This is a genomic window from Paenibacillus tyrphae (genome assembly GCF_027925525.1).
GTDB lineage: Bacteria > Bacillota > Bacilli > Paenibacillales > NBRC-103111 > Paenibacillus_G > Paenibacillus_G tyrfis_B.
Window position 1 is genome coordinate 16,900 of the sequence record NZ_BSDJ01000033.1, and the last position, 22,250, is coordinate 39,149.

At 58.1% G+C, this 22,250-nt stretch carries 18 protein-coding genes and 1 pseudogene; 3 read left to right on the forward strand and 16 right to left on the reverse strand.

The window, feature by feature from the left end:
- Positions 1 to 6: 6 nt before the first annotated feature.
- Complete coding sequence (locus QMG93_RS28465; RefSeq protein WP_010494821.1) at positions 7 to 297, reverse strand: YerC/YecD family TrpR-related protein; 291 nt, start codon at positions 295 to 297, stop codon at positions 7 to 9.
- 303 nt (positions 298 to 600) lie between these two features.
- Between QMG93_RS28465 and QMG93_RS28470 the strand changes: the two genes are divergently transcribed.
- Complete coding sequence (locus tag QMG93_RS28470) at positions 601 to 1,131, forward strand: hypothetical protein (protein ID WP_281942608.1); 531 nt, start codon at positions 601 to 603, stop codon at positions 1,129 to 1,131.
- Positions 1,132 to 1,398: 267 nt separating this feature from the next.
- Positions 1,399 to 2,406 (forward strand): NADPH dehydrogenase NamA, encoded by a 1,008-nt coding sequence (namA, locus tag QMG93_RS28475; RefSeq protein ID WP_281942610.1) that lies wholly within the window; start codon positions 1,399 to 1,401, stop codon positions 2,404 to 2,406.
- Positions 2,407 to 2,549: 143 nt separating this feature from the next.
- Here the strand turns inward: namA and QMG93_RS28480 are convergent, their stop codons facing one another.
- From QMG93_RS28480 to QMG93_RS28535, 12 genes and pseudogenes are all read right to left on the reverse strand, one after another.
- Positions 2,550 to 2,756 (reverse strand): GapA-binding peptide SR1P, encoded by a 207-nt coding sequence (locus QMG93_RS28480; protein ID WP_281942611.1) that lies wholly within the window; start codon positions 2,754 to 2,756, stop codon positions 2,550 to 2,552.
- A complete protein-coding gene (gap, locus tag QMG93_RS28485) occupies positions 2,735 to 3,781 on the reverse strand; it encodes a type I glyceraldehyde-3-phosphate dehydrogenase (RefSeq protein ID WP_281942613.1) in 1,047 nt (348 codons plus the stop codon). Before gap ends, QMG93_RS28480 begins: the two co-directional genes overlap by 22 nt.
- 198 nt (positions 3,782 to 3,979) lie before the next feature.
- A complete protein-coding gene (locus QMG93_RS28490; protein ID WP_281942615.1) occupies positions 3,980 to 4,420 on the reverse strand; it encodes an N-acetyltransferase in 441 nt (146 codons plus the stop codon).
- Between the two features lie 94 nt (positions 4,421 to 4,514).
- Positions 4,515 to 5,981 carry a PH domain-containing protein gene (locus tag QMG93_RS28495; protein WP_281942617.1) on the reverse strand — a complete coding sequence of 489 codons (1,467 nt, stop codon included), beginning with the start codon at positions 5,979 to 5,981 and terminating at the stop codon, positions 4,515 to 4,517.
- Complete coding sequence (locus QMG93_RS28500) at positions 5,968 to 6,444, reverse strand: PH domain-containing protein (protein ID WP_281942620.1); 477 nt, start codon at positions 6,442 to 6,444, stop codon at positions 5,968 to 5,970. The genes QMG93_RS28495 and QMG93_RS28500 overlap by 14 nt, the downstream gene beginning before the upstream one ends.
- A gap of 136 nt (positions 6,445 to 6,580) precedes the next feature.
- Positions 6,581 to 7,657 carry a glycoside hydrolase family 105 protein gene (locus tag QMG93_RS28505; RefSeq protein ID WP_108535013.1) on the reverse strand — a complete coding sequence of 359 codons (1,077 nt, stop codon included), beginning with the start codon at positions 7,655 to 7,657 and terminating at the stop codon, positions 6,581 to 6,583.
- Positions 7,648 to 10,296: a hypothetical protein gene (locus QMG93_RS28510; RefSeq protein WP_281942624.1), complete on the reverse strand. Its 2,649-nt coding sequence runs from the start codon at positions 10,294 to 10,296 to the stop codon at positions 7,648 to 7,650. The genes QMG93_RS28505 and QMG93_RS28510 overlap by 10 nt, the downstream gene beginning before the upstream one ends.
- A gap of 8 nt (positions 10,297 to 10,304) precedes the next feature.
- The gene (locus QMG93_RS28515; RefSeq protein ID WP_281942626.1) at positions 10,305 to 11,120 is read right to left on the reverse strand and encodes a carbohydrate ABC transporter permease; all 816 of its coding nucleotides are present in this window, start codon (positions 11,118 to 11,120) and stop codon (positions 10,305 to 10,307) included.
- On the reverse strand, positions 11,120 to 12,037 hold the full coding sequence (locus QMG93_RS28520) for a carbohydrate ABC transporter permease (protein ID WP_281942628.1): 918 nt from the start codon (positions 12,035 to 12,037) through the stop codon (positions 11,120 to 11,122). The genes QMG93_RS28515 and QMG93_RS28520 overlap by 1 nt, the downstream gene beginning before the upstream one ends.
- Positions 12,038 to 12,086: 49 nt before the next feature.
- Positions 12,087 to 13,388 (reverse strand): annotated as a pseudogene (locus tag QMG93_RS28525) (ABC transporter substrate-binding protein).
- Positions 13,389 to 13,617: 229 nt separating this feature from the next.
- The gene (locus tag QMG93_RS28530) at positions 13,618 to 14,487 is read right to left on the reverse strand and encodes an AraC family transcriptional regulator (RefSeq protein ID WP_010494853.1); all 870 of its coding nucleotides are present in this window, start codon (positions 14,485 to 14,487) and stop codon (positions 13,618 to 13,620) included.
- A gap of 564 nt (positions 14,488 to 15,051) precedes the next feature.
- The gene (locus QMG93_RS28535) at positions 15,052 to 15,789 is read right to left on the reverse strand and encodes a ThuA domain-containing protein (RefSeq protein ID WP_281942631.1); all 738 of its coding nucleotides are present in this window, start codon (positions 15,787 to 15,789) and stop codon (positions 15,052 to 15,054) included.
- 224 nt (positions 15,790 to 16,013) lie between these two features.
- Between QMG93_RS28535 and QMG93_RS28540 the strand changes: the two genes are divergently transcribed.
- Entirely contained in the window at positions 16,014 to 16,955 is a 942-nt protein-coding gene (locus tag QMG93_RS28540) for a helix-turn-helix domain-containing protein (protein WP_281942633.1), read from the forward strand.
- A 771-nt stretch (positions 16,956 to 17,726) separates the two neighbouring features.
- On the opposite strand, the gene QMG93_RS28545 is transcribed toward QMG93_RS28540, so the two are convergent.
- The 3 genes from QMG93_RS28545 to QMG93_RS28555 form a co-directional block, all read right to left on the reverse strand.
- A complete protein-coding gene (locus QMG93_RS28545; RefSeq protein WP_281942634.1) occupies positions 17,727 to 18,392 on the reverse strand; it encodes a DNA-binding response regulator in 666 nt (221 codons plus the stop codon).
- Positions 18,393 to 18,522: 130 nt separating this feature from the next.
- Entirely contained in the window at positions 18,523 to 19,674 is a 1,152-nt protein-coding gene (locus QMG93_RS28550; protein WP_281942637.1) for a glycoside hydrolase family 88 protein, read from the reverse strand.
- 22 nt (positions 19,675 to 19,696) lie between these two features.
- Positions 19,697 to 22,198 (reverse strand): glycoside hydrolase family 2 protein, encoded by a 2,502-nt coding sequence (locus QMG93_RS28555; RefSeq protein ID WP_281942639.1) that lies wholly within the window; start codon positions 22,196 to 22,198, stop codon positions 19,697 to 19,699.
- Positions 22,199 to 22,250: the final 52 nt, after the last annotated feature.

A 22,250-nucleotide genomic window follows, 5' to 3' on the forward strand; every position in this document is an offset into this window, starting at 1 on the left:
TTCGTTTTACCTTCCCAGGCGCTCCAGCGTCATTTTGTAGCCGTCGTTGCCGTAGTTCAAGCAGCGCTTGACACGCGAGATTGTCGCCGTGCTGGCGCCGGTTTCCGCTTCAATCTGGTTATAGGTATTGCCCTTGCGCAGCATGCGGGCGACCTCGAGCCGCTGCGACAGCGACTGGATTTCGTTCACCGTGCACAAATCGTCAAAAAACACATAGCATTCTTCTATATCCTTAAGTGTCAGGATCGCCTCGAATAATTGGTCGATCGCTTTATCATTCAACTTTTTCAGCTGCATTACGAATTTTCAACCCCTTGATGGTCTGCTAAGATCGATGAATTTCCAATTCCATAACCTATTTCGACATCTGGGAGTGAATTCCTCCCTTTAAGTTAGCAAAACGTTGCTATTTTTATGCGGTGACGAACTAAACCGAAACTGGGCAAAAATCATAAAAATCGTGACAGGAGTCCAATCCAATCATTTGCCCATCACATACAGTATACTAGGAAACCGCCTATAGAGGAAAGTGCGACAAGGTGAACTTTGCGACATTACTATGAATAAAAGGGTTGTGAAACGATGAGATATCCAAGACAAATGATTGGCAACCGAGGCATGACGCCCTATCCGCGTGCCGTCACGTACGCGCATCCGCATGCCTCGCCCCAGGTGTACGCTCCGGGCCAGCAGCAGGTATTTACGCGCAGTCTTACGCCTGCCGCAGGTATGGGTGCAGGCAATCCGTACGGGAATTTCGGAGAATTCGGCGGCGGCGGCCCGATGGCTTTGCAGCCGGGGGCCGAACCGGAGGGCGGCGGTCTTCTCTCCTCGCTGTTCGGAGGAGGAGGCGGTGCAACGGGCACGGCAGGGGGCGGCGGAGGCTTTAATGTCGAGCAGGTCAAAGGCCTCATCGACAAGCTCGGCGGAGTGGAAGGCATCGTAGAGACCTTCAACAAAGTGCAAAAAATGGTGCAGAGCGTCCAGCAATTTGCCCCGATGCTGAAGGTGCTGCTCGGTTCCTTCGGCAAAAAAGATACGGCCGCCTCCAAGAGCGGGGGCAACAGGTCAGGCAGAAGACGGCGCAGACGGCGGGGAACGGCGCAAGGCCGCAGACGGGCGCGCAAATAGCCGCCCGGTCACGTCGTCCGCTGGCCGCTAGGCTTGAAACGACCAAAACCGGCTGTGCTCCCGTATGAATACGGTTCGGGCGCAGCCGGTTTGCTGCTTGGCCTGCGCTATGCGCAAGCTTTGCAGCCTGCCACCATATCTTGCTCGAACCTTGCGCACAACCTTTTGCCATCACGCCGAATTACTGCTAAACTAAGATAAGTAGTATACATCATGTAACCAGCTAATCATAGTATAGATAACAATAGCAAAGGATGTGGAAAAAGCATGCTGTTCACTTCTTACCCGCTGCAAAAGTTGACGCTCAAAAACCGGATTGTGATGTCGCCGATGTGTATGTACTCCTGCCTCGATGAAACGGGCCGCGTCACGGATTGGCACAAGATCCATTACCCGGCCCGCGCCGTCGGCCAAGTCGGACTCATCATCGTGGAAGCGTCGGCCGTCACGCCTCAGGGGCGCATCTCGCCTTACGACCTCGGCATTTGGAGCGACGATCAGGTGCCGGGCCTGCGCGAGCTGACCGGGCTTGTGCACGGACAAGGCTCCCATATCGGCATCCAGTTGGCCCATGCCGGGCGCAAAGCCGTGCTGGACGGGCCCATTATCGCGCCGTCGGCGATTCCGTTCGACGACAAGTCGAAGACGCCGGAAGCGATGACCGCGCAGCAGATCGCCGAGACCGTCGAAGCGTTCAAGGCGGCCGCCGCTCGGGCGAAGGAAGCGGACTTCGACGTCGTCGAGATCCATGCCGCGCACGGCTACCTGATCAACGAGTTCCTGTCGCCGCTGTCGAACCGCCGCGAGGACGAATACGGCGGAGACCGCGACGGCCGCTACCGGTTCCTGCGCGAGATCATCGACAGCGTCAAGACCGTATGGGACGGACCACTGCTGGTCCGCATCTCTGCGCACGATTACCATCCGGATGGCCTCACGCCGGAAGATTACGTCTACTACGCCCGCTTGATGAAGGCGCAAGGCGTCGACTTGATCGACGTCAGCTCCGGTGCCGTCGTCAGCGGTCCGCCGAAGGTATATCCGGGCTATCAGGTTCCGTTCGCTGAGCAGATCCGCCGCAGTGCGGACGTGCCTACCGGAGCTGTCGGCTTGATTACGCAGGCCGAGCAGGCGGAGGAGATTTTGCAGAACGGCCGCGCCGACCTGATCTTCCTCGGCCGCGAGCTGCTGCGCGATCCGTTCTGGGCCCGCACCGCCGCCAAACAGCTGCGTGCGGAGCTCGCCCCGCCCAAGCAATATACGCGCGGCTGGTAAGCCTTAGTCCAGCGCGTCACAGCATGAACCCAAACCGCAAAAAGCCGGCAGGCTCCCGCGACGCTATAAGCTCGTCGCAGGGCCGGTCCGGCTTTTTTCTTATGCTGCTATATTGATCTGGCTGTTTATATCGAACAGGCGCGTCAAGCTTCGAAGACGGTGTGTGATCCGGCTGACCCGTCCGCTACCAGGGAACGTCCCCGGCCGTCCAAGCAGTGATCATGACTGCATTCGCTGTAATACACCGTAACTTTTCGCGTATCCTGCGTACCGATGACTTGATGGCAATGCTTGCACAGAATCGTCCCGAGGTGCACTTCCTTCTCCACTACACGAGGGCTTCTTTCCACGCTTCATCGCTCTCCTTTTTCATGGTTTCGGAAACAACTTTCGCCAAATCCATTACCCGGCTCGCATACGCCCATTCGTTATCGTACCAAGCCAGCACTTTGATCTGATCCCCAGCCACCATCAGCGACTGGCCGTCAATGACCGCCGATTGATCGCAGCCGATAAAATCCGAAGACACGAGCGGCTCGTTGCTGTAGCCCAAATAGCGGGCCATCGGGCCTTCCGCCGCTTGGCGGAACGCCGCCTGCACTTCCTCCAGCTGAACCGGCCGCTTCACCTGTACGGTGAGGTCGACCAGCGATACGTCCGGCGTCGGAACGCGGACCGAGATGCCGTTCACGTGCGGCGCAAGGTGCGGCAGCACGTCGATCAGCGCTTTACCTACGCCCGTGCTCGTCGGAATGATCGACTGCGTGCAGGCGCGCGCGCGGCGCAAATCGGAATGCGGGTTGTCCATGTGCTTCTGGTCGTTCGTGTACGAATGAACGGTCGTCATCCAGCCGTTCTTCACTTGGAACGCCTGATCCAGCACATGCAGCACCGGAGCGACGCAGTTCGTCGTGCAGGACGCGGCCGACAGTAGCGTGTGCTCCTTGGCGTTGTAACGGTCGTCGTTGACGCCCATAACGACAGTCAAGTCCATGTGCTTGCCCGGCGCCGTAATCAGCACCTTGCTCGCGCCAGCCGTCAGGTGCCGCGAAGCGCCTTCCCGGTCGTTGAACTTGCCTGTCGCGTCGATGGCCAGTTCCACGCCGAGGTCTTTCCACGAAATGGCTGCCGGGTCGCGCTCGAACACGATGCGGATGCGCTTACCGTTAATGATAAGATCGTTTCCTTCCTCGCGGATATCGGCCTTCCATGTTCCATGTATGGTGTCATATTTGAGCAAATGGGCAATCGTGCCCGCTGGGTATAGTGAGTTAATCGCTTGCAGGCCCATCCCGTTCTCATCCGTATCAAAAGCGCGGCGAACCAGCAATCTGCCGATCCTTCCCATCCCGCTTACGCCAATTGTTCCTGTCATTCCGGTACCCCTCCCAAGCTTGCTGTTGGTTTTGCAACGTCTATATATAATGTATAACATATATTCAAATAGTACACAATAAATATTTTCATTACATTTTTGTGACGACATATAATCCGACACGGAAAGCCTAATCCAACCACAAGCCGACAAAAAGAAAAAAGCTGCCCGCGGCAGCCTTTTCCGATTCATAGCAATCTATTTATCATTCCTCATCCATACCATCCGGTACTCTTCCGTCGACGTCGCTTCGTCGATCATTTCCTCTTCGATGTGAAAGCCTTGCTTCTCATAGAAGCGGACAGCACGCTCGTTCTCGCGGTACACCTGCAGCCGGATCGCGGTCCGGTCTTGTTTGACATGGTCGAGCAGTTGCTTGCCCAGCCCTTTCTTGTGATGCCTGCTATCGATAAACAAGGCGGCCAGGTAGTCGTCCACCATGGATACAAACCCTGCGACGTGTCCGTCTTCCTCGATCACAGCCGTGTCTGCCATCGGCAAATACTTCGTCTTCATCTCTTCCGCATTCGTCCGCCAATATTCCGCATCGATAAACGGATGGGCGGTCAAGGATTCCTGCAGCCACAGCTCAACTAAAATATCAAGATCTTGGGGACCGCTCGGTCGGATGCTGCTCATTTGGACAGTTCACTCCTGCTTGTTCGTTTTTCGAATCGTTCTCATCGCGACAATGCGCGCTCGATTTCCGGGAGAAAGCCTATCGGCTAAGCGGCTATCGTTTATTCCGGTCCATATACCAGCGCGCCAGCTCCCGCGCCTCTTGCTCCGGCAAGCCCGCCAGACGGAAAAATGCGCCTCGTCCGCCCGACGCTACAGCAATTTGCAAGGTGGACAAGCCGAGCCTGCGCTGAAGCGGCCCGATCTCCACACTGACGGACTGCACCCGCGACAGCGGGATAACCGCCGTCGTCTTCGCCAACCGGCGGAAACGCAAGACGAGCATCCGGCCTTCCCGACTCCAGCCTGCGCTCCGGTACCTCCACCCTTGCCAGATCATGACGAGCGGGCACAGCAGCAGCCCGGCATAGGCCCATGGGGCGATCAAACCGGCGGCTGCCGCAGCCAGCGCCAGCACGAGCGGAGCAGGCAGCGCATAGCACCACAGCGCCCGCCGCGGCAGCGGATGATGCTTCAGCGAAGCCGGAACCTCAAATTGAGGCGTCATCCGCCTCACGAATTCGCCGATCTCGCGATTGCGGAGCAGTGGGAACAAATGCGCGTTCTCCCCTTTTTGTGCGCCATAGCCGACGGTTTCGGCATAAAGTGCCGAATAGCCGAAAAGCTGCCACAGCGGCTCCTCCACGATGCGGATCGCCTGAATCCGGCGGAGCGGTACAGTCACTTGCCGGCGTTCCAGCAAGCCTCGGGTCAGAAGCAGCTTGTTTTCTTTGCGCGTAATTGTAAAGTTTGCGAACTTCAAGACGGACGCGATCGCCGCAATCATCCAAGCCACCAGCAAAATACCCAGTGCGAACAAAGGGATCATCGCCGCATCGAGCGCATTCCACAAGTAACGATACACATGGAAATCCGGAAACAGCTCGTCAAGCTTGCCCATGGCCGCCGCCAGCAAAGAAACGGACACCCCGAATCCACCCGTGGTCAGCGCGGCGATGAACAAGCTTCCGGCCGGAAGCTTGTAGGTCAACCGCAGCTTGGAAGGCTCGCTCCCGGCAGATAAGACCCCGGGCTCGGGCTGCCCTTGATCTTTACCTTGACCATGAGGCGCTTTCCCCGGCTCCAGCATGTTCCGCAGCCGCGCGGCATCCCCGCGGGCGAGCGCCGAGAATACCGCCTCCGGCTTCTGGCCCCCGGCGGTCTGTACCTCGACGCGGACGAGTCCGAGCAAGCGGTGCAGCACTCCCTCCGTCACATCGACGGACTGGATACGCTCCAGCGGGATGAACGTCTTTTTTTGCACGAATACGCCCTGCGTCACCTTAAGCTGCTCGTCCGACACCTCGTACCGGAACCGGCGCCAGGACAAAAATCCCCATACGATGGAGCCTACCAACGCAGCCAAACTCCAACCGACTTGAAAATAAAGCGGGGTACCTGACCCGGAACGCGAATGCTTGGAAAGAAAAATCACGATGAGCGGAACGATGAGTCCTTTGACGATCTGCAGCGAGACGAATACGGCGGCAAACGGGTGAAGCCTTCCCTCAGAGGTCTTCATGGGACACCTTCGCCAGCTCCGCAATCCGCACGCGCAGCACTTCCGCCGTCTCGCTGGTCAGCGCGGGAATCTGATGGCTGCCTGCCGCCGTGGAGAACGTAATGCCCGCCAGCCCGTAGGCCCGCAGCAGCGGACCTTGATGCGTATCGACATGCTGGATGCGCACCATCGGAATGAGCGTCCGCTTGACGAACATGACCCCTTGCTGCAGCATAATTTCGTCTTCCCGCACCTCGTAACGCCACCGTTTCCAGCGCAGCTCGGGCATGACAAGAACCGTCAGGACGATTTCCGCCAGCACGCCCGCCACGAGCACAACGGGAATCCACCCCGGCCAATGAAAGCGATGCGCGAGATAAAATACGGCGGCGGCCAGCAGAGCGGAAACCGTCGAAGCGATGAATCCGCTCCATCTCCAGACGATGATGGCTTTGCGGTCAATTTGTTCCTGCGGCTCGATCATTCGATTTCACTCCAATACGTGGCAAAAAGCTCTATCGTTTTATTATCGAACAAACGGGTCCGCTCTGCAAGGAATTCCGGACACAAAAACACCTGCCGGACGGAACCGACAGGTGCCAAAGGAAGCGGCATCCCGCTTAACTGGTACGCCTTGCGTGCCGCAAACCTTCCATCAGCAGCAGCAAGGCGAGAGCTTGCCCATAGGTCATCGGCGAGAGCGGGATGTCCTTGTAGAACTGCGCGTCGCCGCCGACCGGCGTGCCGTACGAGACCTGCCGTACGATCCCGTATTCGTCGATCTGCGCCAGCACCGCGCGCAGCGCTTTGCCGCCGGCTTCCGCATACGACGGGCTCAAGTACCCTTGGCGCACGCCCTTCAGCATGCCGTAGCCGAACGCAGCCGCGCAGGACGCCTCCACGTACGACGACGGATCGTCCAGCACCGTATGCCACAGCCCGTCCCGGTGCTGCAGTGTGGCAAGCGCCTCCGCCTGGGCCCGCAGCGTATCAAGCAAATACCGTTTCAGTCCTTCCTCAAGCGGCACCATATCGAGAAAATCAACGATGCCGCATGCGTACCAGCCGTTGCCCCGGCCCCAATGCACCGCGCCGTAATGGTGCCGGCCGTTGAAGTCCCAACCGTGGAAAAACAGCCCGCTTTTCACGTCGTACAAATACTTGATATGCACGAGCATTTGCCGCTTTGCTTCCTCCACGTATTCGGACCGCCCGAAATAGAGCCCGGCTTTCGCCAGAAACAGCACGGTCATGAACAGCGTATCGATCAGCATCTGACCGTCGTTCGGATCGCCGGTAATCATATGCTGGAACGCGCCGTCGCCGGTGCGGATCAGCCCGTCCATCACCCAGCGGCTCCACTCGTCGCAGACGCGGATATAGTCCTGACGGCCCGTCAGCTCGCACAGCTTGACAAGCGTGAGCAGCGGCGCGCACGTATTGACGTTCTTCTCCGGCAGACCTTCGCGAAGCCGGTCGTCGTACCAGCCGAGCAGAAAACGGAGCGCCTCCGGGTCTTTCGTTTCCTCGAAATATTGATACATGCCGTACAAGCCGACGCCCTGCGGCCACTCCCACAAATTCATATCGATCAGACCGATCGGGTACTTTTCGTTCAAGCCCTCGTTCTTCATCGATTTCATCGCCTTGGAGACGCGGGAGATCGCATCCAGCAGCGTCTGTTCCGTCACGGGCATAGGGCAGACCTCCTTTTTCGCTCCAGACAGCCTTCCACCCCGCAGCCGCCAGCCGGAATCGGCTGACCTTGAACGCGCAGCGGGGCGTTCCATGCGAACGTCACCTCACCGTAGGCCGGGTCGGTCAGCGTCAAGCTCAGCTCGCGCAGCGAAGCCTGTGCCCCGCTTGCCCGCATGCGCTCCGCGAATTGCCCGAACGATCCGCTTTCGAACCGGTCCGACAAGCGGACGATCCACGCATTGCGGCGTCCCGGGGAGACAAGCTCGCGCCCGCGGTTCGGGCCCGATTCGGTCAGCGTCATCCCGCCGGCGGCATACAGAGCAACATAAGCGTCTCCGCAAGCGGCGAACCGCCAGCCGTCACCTTCGGCCTCGCTCGTAAAAGCAAAGGTCGGAAAATACGCGTGAGTGTAATCCGCGTCGTACTCCGCTCCGATGTCGAACAGCAGCAGCGCAAGCGCCCGATGCTGGCCGACCTTCGGCAAATAGCCGTTGCCCGCCCAGAAGCAAGGCCTGCCCGAGCCGAACGGGTACACCTCGCCCGGGTGATTGACCCACACCTGCGCTTCGGGCGTCATCGCCCCGTGCACCACATGCTCCTGATACCCTCGCGCGCCCGGGCGGAAATCGGCGATGCTGGACAGCGAGAACGCCTGCGTCCGGTAGTGGGCAAGCTTCGCATAGCCGTCCTTGCCCTGCTCAAAGCGGTACGCCAGCTCTTCCCCTTCATCCAGGGACTGCCAGAACGCATATTCAGCCGGCGGCTCGTAGCCGGACAAATAAAACGAAGCGTTGAACGTATACGCATTCGGATGCCCGACGCCGTAGGCGGCCCAGAGCAGCGACGTCGTCCCTGCGGCGTAGTGGCCGAGCAGCTCCTTCTCGTAACTGCGGCCGTAGGTGCAGGCGAGCACGCCGTCATGGGCCGTTATTGTCATATAGCGGAACAGCAGATCGAGCGCCCGCTTCGCCTGCCCCCGCAAGCCGGACGACTCGGCCAAATCGTGCAGCTGCACAAGGCCGACAATGTCGATAGGAATATAGGCGCTCGAATTCCATTCCGCGAGCCCTTCGGCGAAAAACCGCTCGAACCAAGCGGTCAGCCGCGCCTCTGCCTTCGCCCGATGTACCGCTCCGCTTTCGCCGCTGTTCGCAAACACGGCCTCCGGGAACAGTTGCCCGGCCAGCAGCTCGCACGTATGGAACAGCAGCGCGTGGTTTTCGCTGAAAAACCACATTACATCGTCGCCGGGCTCGTCGATCCAATAGCGGAAGCCGAGCATCGTCTGCCGGACCTCCTCCCAGAAGGCTGTGTCGAACACAGCCCCTGCCCCGGATTGGCCGCAGTCATGGTAATCCCGCCAGAAGCGGAACAGCGCATTGAGATAAAAGTCCGCGCAGTCGCGCCGGTCGCGGATGCCCGCCAGCCCGTCCTCGATCAGCTCGCGGGCGGCTTCCGGCGCGTCTCCTGCGGCAAGAATCGCCAGCGCCTTGTGAATATTTCCGGCGCCGCTTTCGGCGATGCAGCGCAGCGCAAGCCGCTTGCGCTCCGCCTCAGTCAGCGACGCCGCCTCTTCGGGTTCATACTTCCACGTATGCGTCTGCACCCCGAACGGCTTGGTCATCCGTACGCCGCCAATGACTGCGGTTACGTCAAAATATTTATGCTCCGTCCCGATCTCCGTCGCGTCCCCGAGCTTCAGCTGCCGCTGTCCCGCCGCCAACACCTGCTCCGTCCGGCGTACGCCGCCGAAGAAGCTGCTGCAAGCGACGTTTATGCGCACCTCTTCGGCCGGCGGTTCCGGCAGTTGCAGCAGCACCGGACCGTCCGTCACCGTATCGCTTGGCAAATAAGCCGCCGCAAGCACGTGTTCCAGCCGCCGGACCGCTTCCGCCTCCGCCGCGCTGCCCGCAGGCAGACAAAGCTCCAACGCCTCCCCGCCCGTATATTCCAGCGCAAAATGGTACAGCGTATCGCGCTCCGCCAAATCCTCGTGGCACACGGTCAACACGTTCTCCCCCGCGGCAAGCTCCAGTTCGACCTCCGTTGTCTGTTCATGGTTGCGAGTAAAAGGCGTAAAGTCCGCCGCCAGCTTGCCGTTCGCCCATAAGGCAACAGAGCCGCACGTCTTGAGCCGGAACACGGCGCGGTGCGCCGCCGGGCTAACAACGACCGTGTAAGCGTACCGAAGCATATGTGTCGGCACATAATAAAAGCCCGACGCCTCCACCCGCGGATTCCCCCACGGAAAGTAGACGTTCCATGACAGCAAGCGGCTGTCTTCCTGTTCCCTGCCTTGAAACGGAGCATACAAGCCCTCGTCTGCCTCTGCTTCATCCGCATACAGCCGCGGGGCCGCGAACCGTTCCCCCGGCAGCGGCAGTCCGTCCGGCAGCCAATCGGCAAGCGGAGCCGCTCCCGGACCCACCTGACGTCTCCGCTCTACGAATTCCTTGCGGCACGGATTCTCATGGATTGCGAATCCGCGGATCAACCAGTCGTTCACATCGCCTTCCATCGTCATCGGCTCGAAGCGCATCGCCTTCGTGAACAGTCCGGTCGTCATCCACCGGTTGATGGCCGAATGTGTCAGCCGCTGCGGCTTATAGCGCAGCATCGTCCCGTTACCCTTTTGCATTCTGAATGTCATCCTTTCATCCCGGAAGTAACCATGCCCTGCACGAAGTAGCGCTGGAACGCCAGAAAGACCAGCAGCACCGGAAGCATGGTGATCGTGGACATCGCAAGCAGGCTGCCCCAATCCACATTGTATTCGCCGATAAAATTGGACAGCGCGAGTTGAATCGTATACTTGCCCGGATCGCTGATGACGATCAGCGGCCACAGGAAGTCGTCCCAGCGCCACATGAACGAGAAAATAGCCAGCACGGCGATAATCGGCTTGCAGATCGGCAGGATGATGCGCGTGAATAGCCTCCATTCCCCTGCGCCATCCATCCGCGCCGCTTCCAGCAGCTCGTCGGGCACGGTCAGCAAATATTGCCGGACAAGAAACACCCCGGTCGGCGTCGCCGCCGGCGGAATGATGATCCCGAGCAAATTGTTGTATAAACCGAGCGATGCGATGACCCGGAAAATCGGCGTCATGATCACTTCCAGCGGAATCATGAGCGTCGAGATGAACCCGACGAGCAGAATCGTATCGCCCTTGAACCGGTACTTCGCCAAAGCGAAGCCCGCCATCGTATTCACGACGATGAGCAGCAGCGTGGAGCTGACGGTGACCAGCGTGCTGTTCCAGAAATACGTGCCGAACCGGCCCTTGTCGAACGCCGTGCGGAAATGCTCCAGCGTAAATTCCGACGGCCAGAACGTCGGCGGAAAGCTGTACAGCTCGGCTTTGTTTTTGAACGACGAGAGAACAACCCAGACGACCGGAAACAGCCAGATGACCGCAAGGAGAACAAGCAGGGCGTAAATGCCCCATTTCATGGCCCGCATCAGACCGCTCCTCCTTTCGTCAGCCGGAACTGCAGCGCCGTAAAAGCTGCGATAATGACGAACAGAATAACCGACATCGCGCTCGCCAGCCCGAGCTCCTGCTTGCTGAAGCCGGTTTCGTAAATGTATTGGACGATAAACGTCGTATCTTTCCCCGGACCGCCGCCGGTGAGGGAATACAGGAGCGGGAACATTTTGACCGTTTCGATGACCGAAAGCATCAGCACCAGCACGCTTGTCGGCTTGAGCAGGGGCAGCGTGATGCTGAGGAACGTGCGCAAGCGCGATGCGCCGTCCAGCCTGGCGGCTTCGTACATATCGGCCGGAATGGCCTGCAGCCCCGCGATGAAGATGACCATATAAAAGCCGGTCCGCGACCAGACCGTGGCGACTATGACCGACAAATTGGCGTAGAACGGATCGGTCAGCCACTTTACCGGCTGCGCTCCTGCAAGCACCAGAACATAGTTCAAGATGCCGAAGCTGTCGCCGAATATCCATTTCCACGTCAGACCGACGATAATGAAGGCGATCATCGTCGGCCAATAAAAGACGGCGCGGAAAAAGCCTTTGGCCCGCACCTCCCGAATCAGCAGCATGGCGATGCCAAGCGAGGCGGCATACAGCAGCGGCACGGCGATCGCCACATAGACGGCCGTACGGCCGAGCGTCTCCCAGAACTCGTTGTTGGCGAAAATGTCCATGTAATTTTGAAAACCGGTGAATTCCATGTCGTTCAGCCCGTCGTACTTATGAAATGAGTAGACGAAGCCCACGATGGCGGGAATGACGATGAAGGTCGTGAAGATGGCGAAATTCGGCAAAACGAACAAATAAGGCGCGACGATCCGCTTCCACTTGCCGCTTCCCCAGACCGAACCGCTGCTTTTTCCTTTGCGCGCCACGGATGGTGACATGCTGCTTCTCCCCTTTCTCCCTCCGGAGGATGCGTCCGGCGCCGATGTCTTATTTGCTCTCTTCCTGAATCGCCTTGTCGATCAGCTTCGCCGTTTCGTCGAGGGCGTCTTTGGACGTGCTTTTGCCGGCCAACACTTTGACGATGTTGTTTTTCAAGTCGTTGGAGAACTTCGGCACGATCGTTTGGCGCGACCAGTCGTTTGCCGCAAGCGGCGTCGTGGCGCTCAGCTCGTTCGCGAACACCTCGAACATCTCTTTGCCGAACGCATAATCAAGCTTCGCGCTGTCTTTGCGCGGGCTGATGAACAGCGAGTCTTTGTTGTATTTCGAGTTGATCTCCTTGGAGGTCGCCCATTGGATAAACGCAGCCGCTTCCTTCTCGACCTTGCTGCCTTGGAACGCCATCAAGTATTTGCCGCCCGGAACGGAGGAACGCTGCTTCGCCTTCGGCATGTACGCGACGCCCCACTCGAAGTTCGTAATGTCCTTGTAGCTGCTGACCATCCAGTTGCCCGCCAGATGGGCGGCGACGGTGCCGGAGCGGAACAGATTGTTCGGATTCTCGCTGCCGAGCCAGACGGATTCGGGAATGATGCCGTCCTTGTGCAGCTTCTTGAAGTAATCGAGCGCCTGCACGCCCTCCGGGCTGTTGATCGCCGCTTTCGTCCCGTCGGCGCTGATCATGCTCCCGCCGAATTGGTACAGCAGCGTCGACCAGCGGTGAGGCGTGGAGTCCCAGACGAGGCCGTATTTGGCGCCGCCCTTGTCCATGACCTGCTTGAGCGCAGCCGCGAACTCGTCCCACGTCCAGACGTTGTTCGGATCGGTCGGCACCTTGACACCGGCTTTGTCGAACAGTGTCTTGTTGTACAGGATGCCGTTGGCGGTCAAGTCCATGGGCGCGGCGATGATCTTTTTATCGACGACGTAATACGGCTTGATGGAATCGATGAACTGCCCCGTGAACTGGTCGGCCGAACCGACTTACGGCGTGAGATCGAGCGCCTGCTTCGCGTAAGCTCCGGTATCCGTCATCCGGGCGAAAGCGGGAGGCTGCCCGCCGGTAATCATTGTCTTCAGCTTCGTGTTCAAATCTTTGAAAGCGACTTCGACCAGATTGATTTTGATGTGCGGGTTTTTCTCTTGGTATTCCTTGATCAGCCCCTTCATGACATCGCCTTCAATCCCGTCGGTGAACCATACGAAATCAAGGGTGACGTTTTTCTTCGTCTCGCCTCCGGCCGGGGCTCCTCCGGCCTCTTTACCGCCCGACCCGCCGCACGCGGTGACGGTGGCGCCGAGGATCAAACTGAGAAAAAGCAGTGAAGCCGGTTTCAAAGTACGCTGCATTGCGGACAACTCCCTTTTGATGTTATCGTCTAACGAATTTTGCTATCTATCGATATCGCCGCCTTCAGGATGACAAGACAGCCATATGAAAGATCATAAGCGGAATGCGGAGGAGCCATTGCGCGATTCTCTCCTGCGCGCCTTGCGACACTACACACCGGGAGCCTCAAGCTTTCTGTGACGCATGTTCCGGTCACCGAAAAAATAGAGCGCTTTCATTCGTGCCCCATCAACTTTCCTGATTCATCTTGCGGTACATTTGCGGCGATACGCCGACATGCTGCTTGAATAATCGGCTGAAATGAACCGCGCCTCTGAACCCCAATTGCTCGGCCAGATGTCCGACCGGCACGTCGCCGGTATGAAGCAGCTTCTTCGCTTCGTCGATCCGTTTGCGCGCCAAGTAGCTGTTGATTGTAAAGCCGGTAATTTCCTTGAAGCAGTGGCACATGTAATATTTGTTGAGATGCATGACGGCCGAAAGCCGTCCCAGCTTCACTTCTTCCTTAAAGTTTTGGTTCAAATAAAGCAGGATACGCCTGACGTTTGCTTCCTTTTGCGACATCACCGGCGCGGGAAACGCTCCGTACATCTCCTTCGATTTGCGGTACGCCCGGAGAAGTAGCTGCCCTAGCAAGCTGCGCATCATGAAATCGTACCCGAACGTCTCCTTCTCGCGTTCCAGATACACCGCCTTGAACGCGGCATCCACCTCGGCCAGCTCCGTTTCGTTCCAGCGGATCAGCAGTCCGCTCGGCTTTTCGAACAGCTGCAGCAGCTTGTGCAGCATGTCCCCGGACAGCAAATCCTGCAAATAATCGGACGTGAAGTTGACGTAGCTGCGCACATACGGGACCTCCATCGACGGATTCACCCGGTGCAGCACTTCCCCTCTGAACAGCAGCATATCGCCCGGCTGCAGCTGGTAGATGTCGTCGCCGATAATAAGATTGGCAATGCCCTGAATAAAGAAATACATCTCGTACCCGTCATGCGAGTGCAGCGGCCAGCTTTCCTGCCAGTCGTCCATTCGGTAGCGGATGTAGATCCGTTCGCTGTTCAATGCCGTATTGGTGGGAATATGCGTATAATCGGTCAAATCAACATCCCTCCCGTACCGCAAGATTTGTTCATTGCATCGGTATCTCATTCAAAAATTTTAAATGTATGCGCTTTATTTTCCATATTACCATACACAATTTGTCCCACATAGGGCGAATCTTGCTGATTATTTAATATATCTTGCTTAATTATGATGGGGATTGCTGTTGGGGAGGCGGATATTCAAAAAGCCCGGTGCGGTTCATGCTTTCGCATGCCGTCTCGGGCTTTAGTCGAATGGCTTGGGTGAATCGTCGGGTGCGTACCAGCCAAGGCCGCCACGGGCTGGTCATACCGTTTCAGTTGTACCGGGACGTTCCTTCGCCGCCTCTTCGTGGAGCAGACCGGCCAGCTTGCGGTCGGTTTCGCCGTCGGGAAAGGACCGACAGGGACGCTACGACTTACGTGCCGTGCAAACCTTTACCAAAAATTATTGCCGTCCTCGAAAAAGGGGTATGCCTGTCTTCGCCTCGCACCATGAGAATACGATGAAAAGACCGCTGCGACGGCTGGAAACCAGTACTTTCGCGGCGGTCTTTTCTTGTGGCTAGGCGATGGGAGATTAAGCGTTCGCTTTCCCTTTAATCGCTTCGAGCGGCTTGTGGTTACCGTATTTCGGGTACTCGCGCGTCGTCGGCGCGGCCCATTGGGCGGCGTTGCGGATGACGCGGCGCACCTGCTCGTTGTAATAGGTCGGGTACGTTTCGTGACCCGGACGGAAGTAGAAGATTTTGCCTTGGCCGCGATGGAACGTGCAGCCGCTGCGGAATACCTCGCCGCCCTCGAACCAGCTGACCAAAATCAGCTCGTCCGGTTGCGGGATGTCAAAATGCTCGCCGTACATTTCCTCGGCCGGCAGCTCGATATATTCGCCGATGCCTTCGACGATCGAGTGGCCCGGGGATACGACCCAGATGCGCTCTTTCTCGTCGGCTTCGCGCCATTTGAGGTCGCAGCCGGTACCCATGAGCTTCTTGAAAATTTTCGAAAAATGCCCCGAATGCAGCACAATCAGCCCCATGCCGTGCAGGACGCGCTGATGCACGCGGTCTACGATCTCGTCCTGAACGTCGCCGTGGGCTTTATGGCCCCACCAGATCAGCACGTCGGTGTTGTTCAGCTTTTCTTCGGTCAGTCCATGCTCCGGCTCGTCCAGCGTCGCGTAGGCGACTTCGAAGTCCGCGCCCAACCCTTCGCCGATTGCCGTGTGAATGCCGTTTGGATATACGGAACGCACGATCTCGCTTTCTTTTTCATGACGGAATTCGTTCCAGACGGTTACGCGCAGTTTTTGGCTCATGAGAGTGTCCCTCCAGATTGGAATTGAAGCGTTTCTTACAGTATAGTGAATCCCTTTTCAAAAAGATATTCCCAATCCTGTTTCGTCTGTATGCAAAACTGCCATCGAAGTCCGTTTCGTGATATACTGAATTGCATAATGTGCCTAGAGAGGCTATAAGCGGATCTATTCAAAAATGGCTTGCCGCTACTGTATACACCGAAGCGAGGTGCGTCTGCGAACCGATGAAAACCGTCGTCGAAATGCCAATGGAAACGGCCAGCGAGGAGGAGGTTATTTACCAGAACCCGCTGTTGTTCTTAAAAATATGGGAAATTCTCTCGGATTCGCCCTACCACGGACTTTCGGAGAAATGCCGGTGGCATTACCACAAGGAAGTGGAATTTCTAGCCATCATCGAGGGGCGGCTCGGCATCCAGACGAAGCATGAGTATACCGTCATCGGTCCCGGCGATCTGATCGTGCTCGGGTCCTCGCAGCTGCACCGAACGGCCAAGCTCGATCCGGGGAGGCTTCGCTATATCGTGTTCCAGGTCGATTTGTCCCAGCATTTCGACCAGAGCACGATGCCTTACCTGCACTGCTTCTCGGAGCTAACGCAGCCGCTGTGGAAGCTGAATTATATTTTTCACGACCATGATGCAGCACGGCAGGAAGCGTACGCGCTCATCATGGATATCTTCGCAGAATCCCAAAGCCGGATGCGCGGCTACGAGCTGGCCATCAGCGCTTCGATCAAGCGGCTGATGCTGCTGCTCATGCGCAGCGACACGGAGGGCGTGCTCGGCGGCGCAGAGGACACCGAGCTGACCCGGCTCCGCCCGGCGCTTGATTACGTCGACCGGCACCTGAGCGAGAAAATCGCCGTGGAGGACATGTGCGGGCTGCTGAACCTGAGCTACCACTATTTCATCAAGTATTTCAAGAAGGTCATGGGCCTCTCCTTCGTCGATTACGTCAACTACAAACGCGTAAAAAAAGCCGAGCGCCTGCTGCTGACACGCGATCTGAGCATCGTCGAAGTCGGCTTCGAGGTCGGCATCCCCAACATGGCCCAGTTTTACAAGCTGTTCAAGCGGCACAATCACTGCTCGCCGAAGGAGTTCAAGCAGCGGATGCGCGGCGAAGCCGGCGTCGGCGTGAGCGTAGCCGCGCCGCAAGCGTAGCCAGCGGGTGGGGGACGCAGACGGGCCAGGGACAGTGGGGAGATGGGACCGCAGGCGGCAGACGTAACCGTGCATGGGTGCAGACTGCGTGACGGGTGGTGGACACAATCGACGTGACACTGCAGCTCGCAGCCGTCGCGATCGGAACGTACACAGGCGCAGGTAACGTGATCGCACGTGGGTCCAGACGGCGGGACAAATGGTAGCGTAAGGTGACGTGACGTTGCAACTCGTAGCCAGCGTCGTGACGAGATAATCTGCGGCAGACGTAACCGTGCGTAGATGCAGACGACGTAACGAGCAGCCCCTATGATAACGGATGATCAGTGAGTACAGACCCGTCGTTGCTGCACGAATGAGCGAAAACAACCCACGCCCTCTGCGCACCGCCCGCAGTATTTTGGCATCTCCCCAATTTCTCCCCCACACTCTACGTTCCTTCGGTACATTTTTCGTGCCACGAACGGCTGGCTAGCGTACCAAAAGCTAGAGCATGGGGCAAGGGGTTCCAATACTCGGACAGGGACAAGCGGCGAAAGAGTACCCGTACAAAATAGAGGAACTCAAGTAACTTATTCCCTCCGAACCAGGGGTGTCTGCGAAAATAGAGGAAGTACATTTCCTCTATCAGCCTCCATCCGCGCCACATGCATATTTTTCGACACGTATAAAGCATCTCAGTTCCGCTACATTTCGGCACCCCGCCAAAAGAAACAAATAGAGCATCTCACGTGCTCTATTTCTCCAGCACCTGCTAGAAACCTACTCCTGCTACAAAAACATCGGCTTCCCATGCGGATTCAGCAGGTAAGCCCGAACGCGCAAGGTCCCAGAAGCTGGCACAAGCACCTGTCGCTTTAAGAGGCTCTGCAGCAGCTCCCGCGCATACCGCACGCTTATCCCTAAGTGTTGGCTCACTTCCGCAGGGGTCACCCGCCGCTGCTTATGAACGAGCAAGCGCACAATTTCTTTTTCCTTCAGGGTCAACGCGATCGGCACACTCTCGTCCCCGAACCATCTGCCCATCAGTTGCTGGATCATTTGCTGGCAGCGCCTCGGCTTCTCTTTTATATCGTCGTAAGCAAAGCGAAACACCTTCCAATCGTCAATCACCAGATGGTTCTGTCGGACAAGCTGATCGGCGAATTGCCATCGGTTCGCATCCCGGCTATGCGGACCATAGCCGTCGATTTCGAAGCATACTTTGAACGGCGGGCGCAAATAGGCAAAATCCAAGTAGCGGGTTCCATCCTTGAAGTCATGAACCTCAAACTCCGGATACAAGTGTTCAAAACGTCCGACAGCTGGCCACCACACTTCTTGCAGAAAAAGCTTCTCGGCATGCCCAAGCCCCTCCTTCAAACGCCGCAGCCTCTCACCCGCTGCCAACTGCACATGCGCATGCAAAAAAGCTTCGTAAGCATCTTGAAATCTCATCCCTCAGGCTCACCTCCGGAAAATAAAAAACCGCCCAATCTCCATTACGGAGATGGACGGTGTGTGCTTCACAACCAATTCGTATCCCTTATCATAACGAATCAAGCATTAACAAGCAAGGCGCGCAGCCTTAAAAAATCCGATTCCGCCAGCCGAGCAGCTTCGCGATAGCCTCTACGTAATAATAATCGCCGTAGATCAACGAGACGTCGATATTTTGCCCGGCCGGCTTGTTGCCCGTACCTTCGAGCAGAATGCCTTCGTGCTCGGGACGGTCCCACGTCGCGTAATGCTGCGTCAGCGAAAGCAGAATGCGCTCCGCTGCACGGCGGTACACCGCGCCCTCTGCCCCCGGGAGCGCCGCGCCCAGCTCAATAAGCCCGGAAACGGCGCACGTCGCCGCAGACGTATCGCGCGGCTCGCCGTCGAGCGGGTCGGCGGCACGGAAATCCCAATGCGGCACGTGGTCGTCCGGCAGGCAGGCCAGGAAGTAATGCGCCACCTGCTGCGCCGCATGCAAATACCGTTTGTCGCCCGTGTAGCGGTACGTGTTCGCCATACCGTGCAGCGCCCACGAGGCGCCGCGGCTCCAGGACGAGTCCGGCCCGTGGCCTTGGCCGCCGAGCGGCTCGATTAGCTCGCCCGTCTGCGGGTCGAAGCTGAGAATATGGTTCACCGAGCCGTCCGGGCGGATGAACTTATCCACGACCGTATCGGCATGCGCTCTGGCGATATGATCAAAACGGGGATCGCCGATCTCCTGCGCTGCCCAGAACAAGATGGACAGATTCATCGACGAATCGACGATCGACCAGCCGATCTTATCTTGATTCCACGCGCGCAGGAAGCTGCCCGCAAGATTGAACCGTCCCGCGAGGAAGTTCGCAGCCTGCAAGCCGCGGCGCTTGGCGTCCTTGTCGCCGGTCAGCTTGTATTTGATGACGGAGGTAGGAAGAAACTGGAACCCCACGTCGTGGTGAAAATTGTTGTCTTGAATCGTCTTTTGCTCGAACTTTTCATCCCAAGGCCATGCGGCTTCCCGGTAGTGCTCTTTTCCGGTCATGTCGTACATGATCCACAGAATGCCCGGCCAGAATCCGGCCGTCCACCAATCCAGCCGCATATCATCGTACAGACCGTCGGCTTTGGCCACGTGCGGCGATTTCTCGCCCAGCTGCCCGATCATCCGGTCCACCTTCACCTGCAAAGCGTCCCAAATCGCCGGGAGCGCCACCTTCAGATCGGACGCTTGCGCCCATTTACTCGTATCGATCACTGTCATGCGTGAAACTCCTCCTCCGGAATCAAATCGTAATAAATGCCGTAGCCATCCCTTCACACGCCGCGCTGACCACCGACACCCGTGAATGCTCTGCCCCGGGCTTTCCGCCGCCACCAACCAGCGACGCTGCCGGACCTCCGGCCGTAACGAAGTCCGTGACCGAGATGCCCGCCGGCAAGCCGCCCTGCGGATCGACGTAAATCCCGGCCAGCCCCGTTGCGAGCTGAACTAGCCGCGAACCGCGGATCGTGCCGAAACCGTCCAGCAGCCGGCCGTCTCCCGCAAGACCGAAGCGGACGAAGCTCGCCACGTCGGGGCAGAACACGCCATGGGCATCGTAGGCCCGTGCTTCCACATAAACCCGCCCGTCCTCTTGCGGCTCGGCCGTCAGCCGCAGCTCCGCAGGAGCGCCCCAGACCTCCGTCTGGTATTCGAAGGTCAGCTCGTCTTCCACAGTGACGCCGTCTTTGACCGCAACGACCTTCACATGGTTCATACCCGCTTCCAGCGCCGTCTCCCAGCGCAAGCCTGCCGCGGGGAAATTTTGCGAATCGCGCTTCTTCATGCCGAGGCTCCGCCCATTCAGGAACAGCTCCGCCTCCACGCAGTTGGAATACACCTTGATCGTCTTCCGCTCGCCCGGAGCGCCCCAGCGTACCGGCATGGAATGCCCGTAGATGTGGACCATCGGCTTTGTTGCCCAATACGATTGGAAGACGTAATAAGCTTCTTTTTTCGTAAAATCGCGCTCGACGATCCCCTTCATGTTCAAATACGGAATCGGCGAATCCGGACGCACCGGCGTCGCAAAATCTTTAAACGACCACTGCGCCGCCCCGGTCAGCCAATCCATATGCTCCTGCGACTTCAAGTACCAGTCGATCATTTCGCAAAAATACGTCTCCGACCAATCGCCGTCCCGGGAGACGCGCGGCTCGCCGCCGGTCAGCAGGTAGTCGCCGTCGCGCTCGTCCGTCGTGCCGTCGCCGCGGGGAATAAATTCGAAGCCCGTGTACGTCTTCTCCACATGACGGGTCGGCAAATTGTCCGCGCCCCATTCCATATGGAAGAATGAGCGCACATTGTCGAACGCCGAGCGGCAGCTCGCTTCGTAATCGGTGTAAATGCCGCGGTACCAGCCCGCCCAGATGGAAGGCGAGTACACGTCAACGATGTCTTTGCAAAACTCGCAGCGGCGGATCGAGGTCAACCGGCTCGGGTCAAGCTTATGCGACAGGTCGTGGAGCTCCTTCATGAAGCGGCGGATGTCTTCCTGATCGAAATAGTCGAAATCGCACTCCCAATCGTTCTCGTTGCCAAGGCCCCAAAGAATGACCGACGGATGGTTGTAATGCTGCTCGATCATCGCCGTCAGCATGTCCCGGCACTGCTGCCGGTAGCTTTCGCCGCCAAGGCCGCCGCGGCACCATGGGATTTCTTCCCAGACGAGAATACCCAGTTCATCGCACAGTTCCAGCACGATACGCGACTGCTGGTAATGGCCGAGACGGATGAAGTTTGCACCCATCTCTTTGATGAGCTGCATCTCGCAGCGGATCATCTCCTCGGTCATCGCCGGTCCGACGCCCGCATGATCCTCGTGCCGATGCGTGCCGCGAAGCAGAAGCCGCTCGCCGTTCAGCTTGAACGGGCCGTGATCGACGAACTCGAAATACCGGACGCCGAACCGTTCCGCAAGCTCCGTCTCGCCATGCACGCTTTCCGCCCGGACGGTGCAGCCGTACAGATACGGATCGTCCGTGCTCCACAGGTGCGGATCGGCCAGTTCGTAGACCGCCAGCTCCTTCTCGCCCTCCCAAGGCAGGCAGCTCACGCTCGATTCCGCAAGCACAGCTCCTGCGCGGTCCGTCAGCCGGATCGTCAGCTTGAGGCTCTCCCGCTGCGCGTTCGGATTGTACAGCTTGGCTCTGACTTTCACGGTACAGCTCTGCTTCCCATCCCCCGCCGCCAAGCGGCTCGTATCCGCTTCCACATGAACCCGGGCAAGAGATACGGCAGGCACATACACCAGATTCAAATACCGGTAAATGCCCCCATACAAGTTAAAATCGCTCGCATCCGACGGAATCGTCTCCAGCTCTCGGCTGTTGTCGCACGCAATCGCTACCGGGACCAGCCCTTGATACCGCTCGATGCCCGCCGCTTCGGCCGCTGCCTCGGTAATGTCGACCGTGAACTCGTCATAGCCTCCGAGATGCGAGCCGACCTTGCTCGTGTACACATAGACATCGGTACGCTGTCCGGCGCCTTCAAAATGCAGCAGCGTCCGCCCGTTCGGATACGGATTGTTCACCGCGAGCTTCGTCCGGTACCAGCCCTGCCCCTGATAATATGTGCCGTCCGGGTCCATGACGTCGAGTGCATTGTACGTATGCGGCAGCTCCACTTTGTGCCACGGTACATTGTAGTGATTCTGGAGCTTGTCAGCCCGCCATACTTCCCACGGACCGCCGAGGCTGCCCCGGTAATGCTCCCATGCTTCGATTAACCGCTGTTTGATCATTGTGAGGCCATTCCTTTCGCGCCAATAAAGTATGCTTTCAGCATAACAAAAA

Bases quoted from the DNA above. Each gene is read 5' to 3' on its own strand.
- QMG93_RS28465 (WP_010494821.1), bottom strand. From the start codon at position 297: ATGCAGCTGAAAAAGTTGAATGATAAAGCGATCGACCAATTATTCGAG.
- QMG93_RS28470 (WP_281942608.1), top strand. From the start codon at position 601: ATGATTGGCAACCGAGGCATGACGCCCTATCCGCGTGCCGTCACGTAC.
- namA (WP_281942610.1), top strand. From the start codon at position 1,399: ATGCTGTTCACTTCTTACCCGCTGCAAAAGTTGACGCTCAAAAACCGG.
- gap (WP_281942613.1), bottom strand. From the start codon at position 3,781: ATGACAGGAACAATTGGCGTAAGCGGGATGGGAAGGATCGGCAGATTG.
- QMG93_RS28490 (WP_281942615.1), bottom strand. From the start codon at position 4,420: ATGAGCAGCATCCGACCGAGCGGTCCCCAAGATCTTGATATTTTAGTT.
- QMG93_RS28495 (WP_281942617.1), bottom strand. From the start codon at position 5,981: ATGAAGACCTCTGAGGGAAGGCTTCACCCGTTTGCCGCCGTATTCGTC.
- QMG93_RS28500 (WP_281942620.1), bottom strand. From the start codon at position 6,444: ATGATCGAGCCGCAGGAACAAATTGACCGCAAAGCCATCATCGTCTGG.
- QMG93_RS28505 (WP_108535013.1), bottom strand. From the start codon at position 7,657: ATGCCCGTGACGGAACAGACGCTGCTGGATGCGATCTCCCGCGTCTCC.
- QMG93_RS28510 (WP_281942624.1), bottom strand. From the start codon at position 10,296: ATGCAAAAGGGTAACGGGACGATGCTGCGCTATAAGCCGCAGCGGCTG.
- QMG93_RS28515 (WP_281942626.1), bottom strand. From the start codon at position 11,120: ATGCGGGCCATGAAATGGGGCATTTACGCCCTGCTTGTTCTCCTTGCG.
- QMG93_RS28520 (WP_281942628.1), bottom strand. From the start codon at position 12,037: ATGTCACCATCCGTGGCGCGCAAAGGAAAAAGCAGCGGTTCGGTCTGG.
- QMG93_RS28535 (WP_281942631.1), bottom strand. From the start codon at position 15,789: ATGAGCCAAAAACTGCGCGTAACCGTCTGGAACGAATTCCGTCATGAA.
- QMG93_RS28540 (WP_281942633.1), top strand. From the start codon at position 16,014: ATGAAAACCGTCGTCGAAATGCCAATGGAAACGGCCAGCGAGGAGGAG.
- QMG93_RS28545 (WP_281942634.1), bottom strand. From the start codon at position 18,392: ATGAGATTTCAAGATGCTTACGAAGCTTTTTTGCATGCGCATGTGCAG.
- QMG93_RS28550 (WP_281942637.1), bottom strand. From the start codon at position 19,674: ATGACAGTGATCGATACGAGTAAATGGGCGCAAGCGTCCGATCTGAAG.
- QMG93_RS28555 (WP_281942639.1), bottom strand. From the start codon at position 22,198: ATGATCAAACAGCGGTTAATCGAAGCATGGGAGCATTACCGGGGCAGC.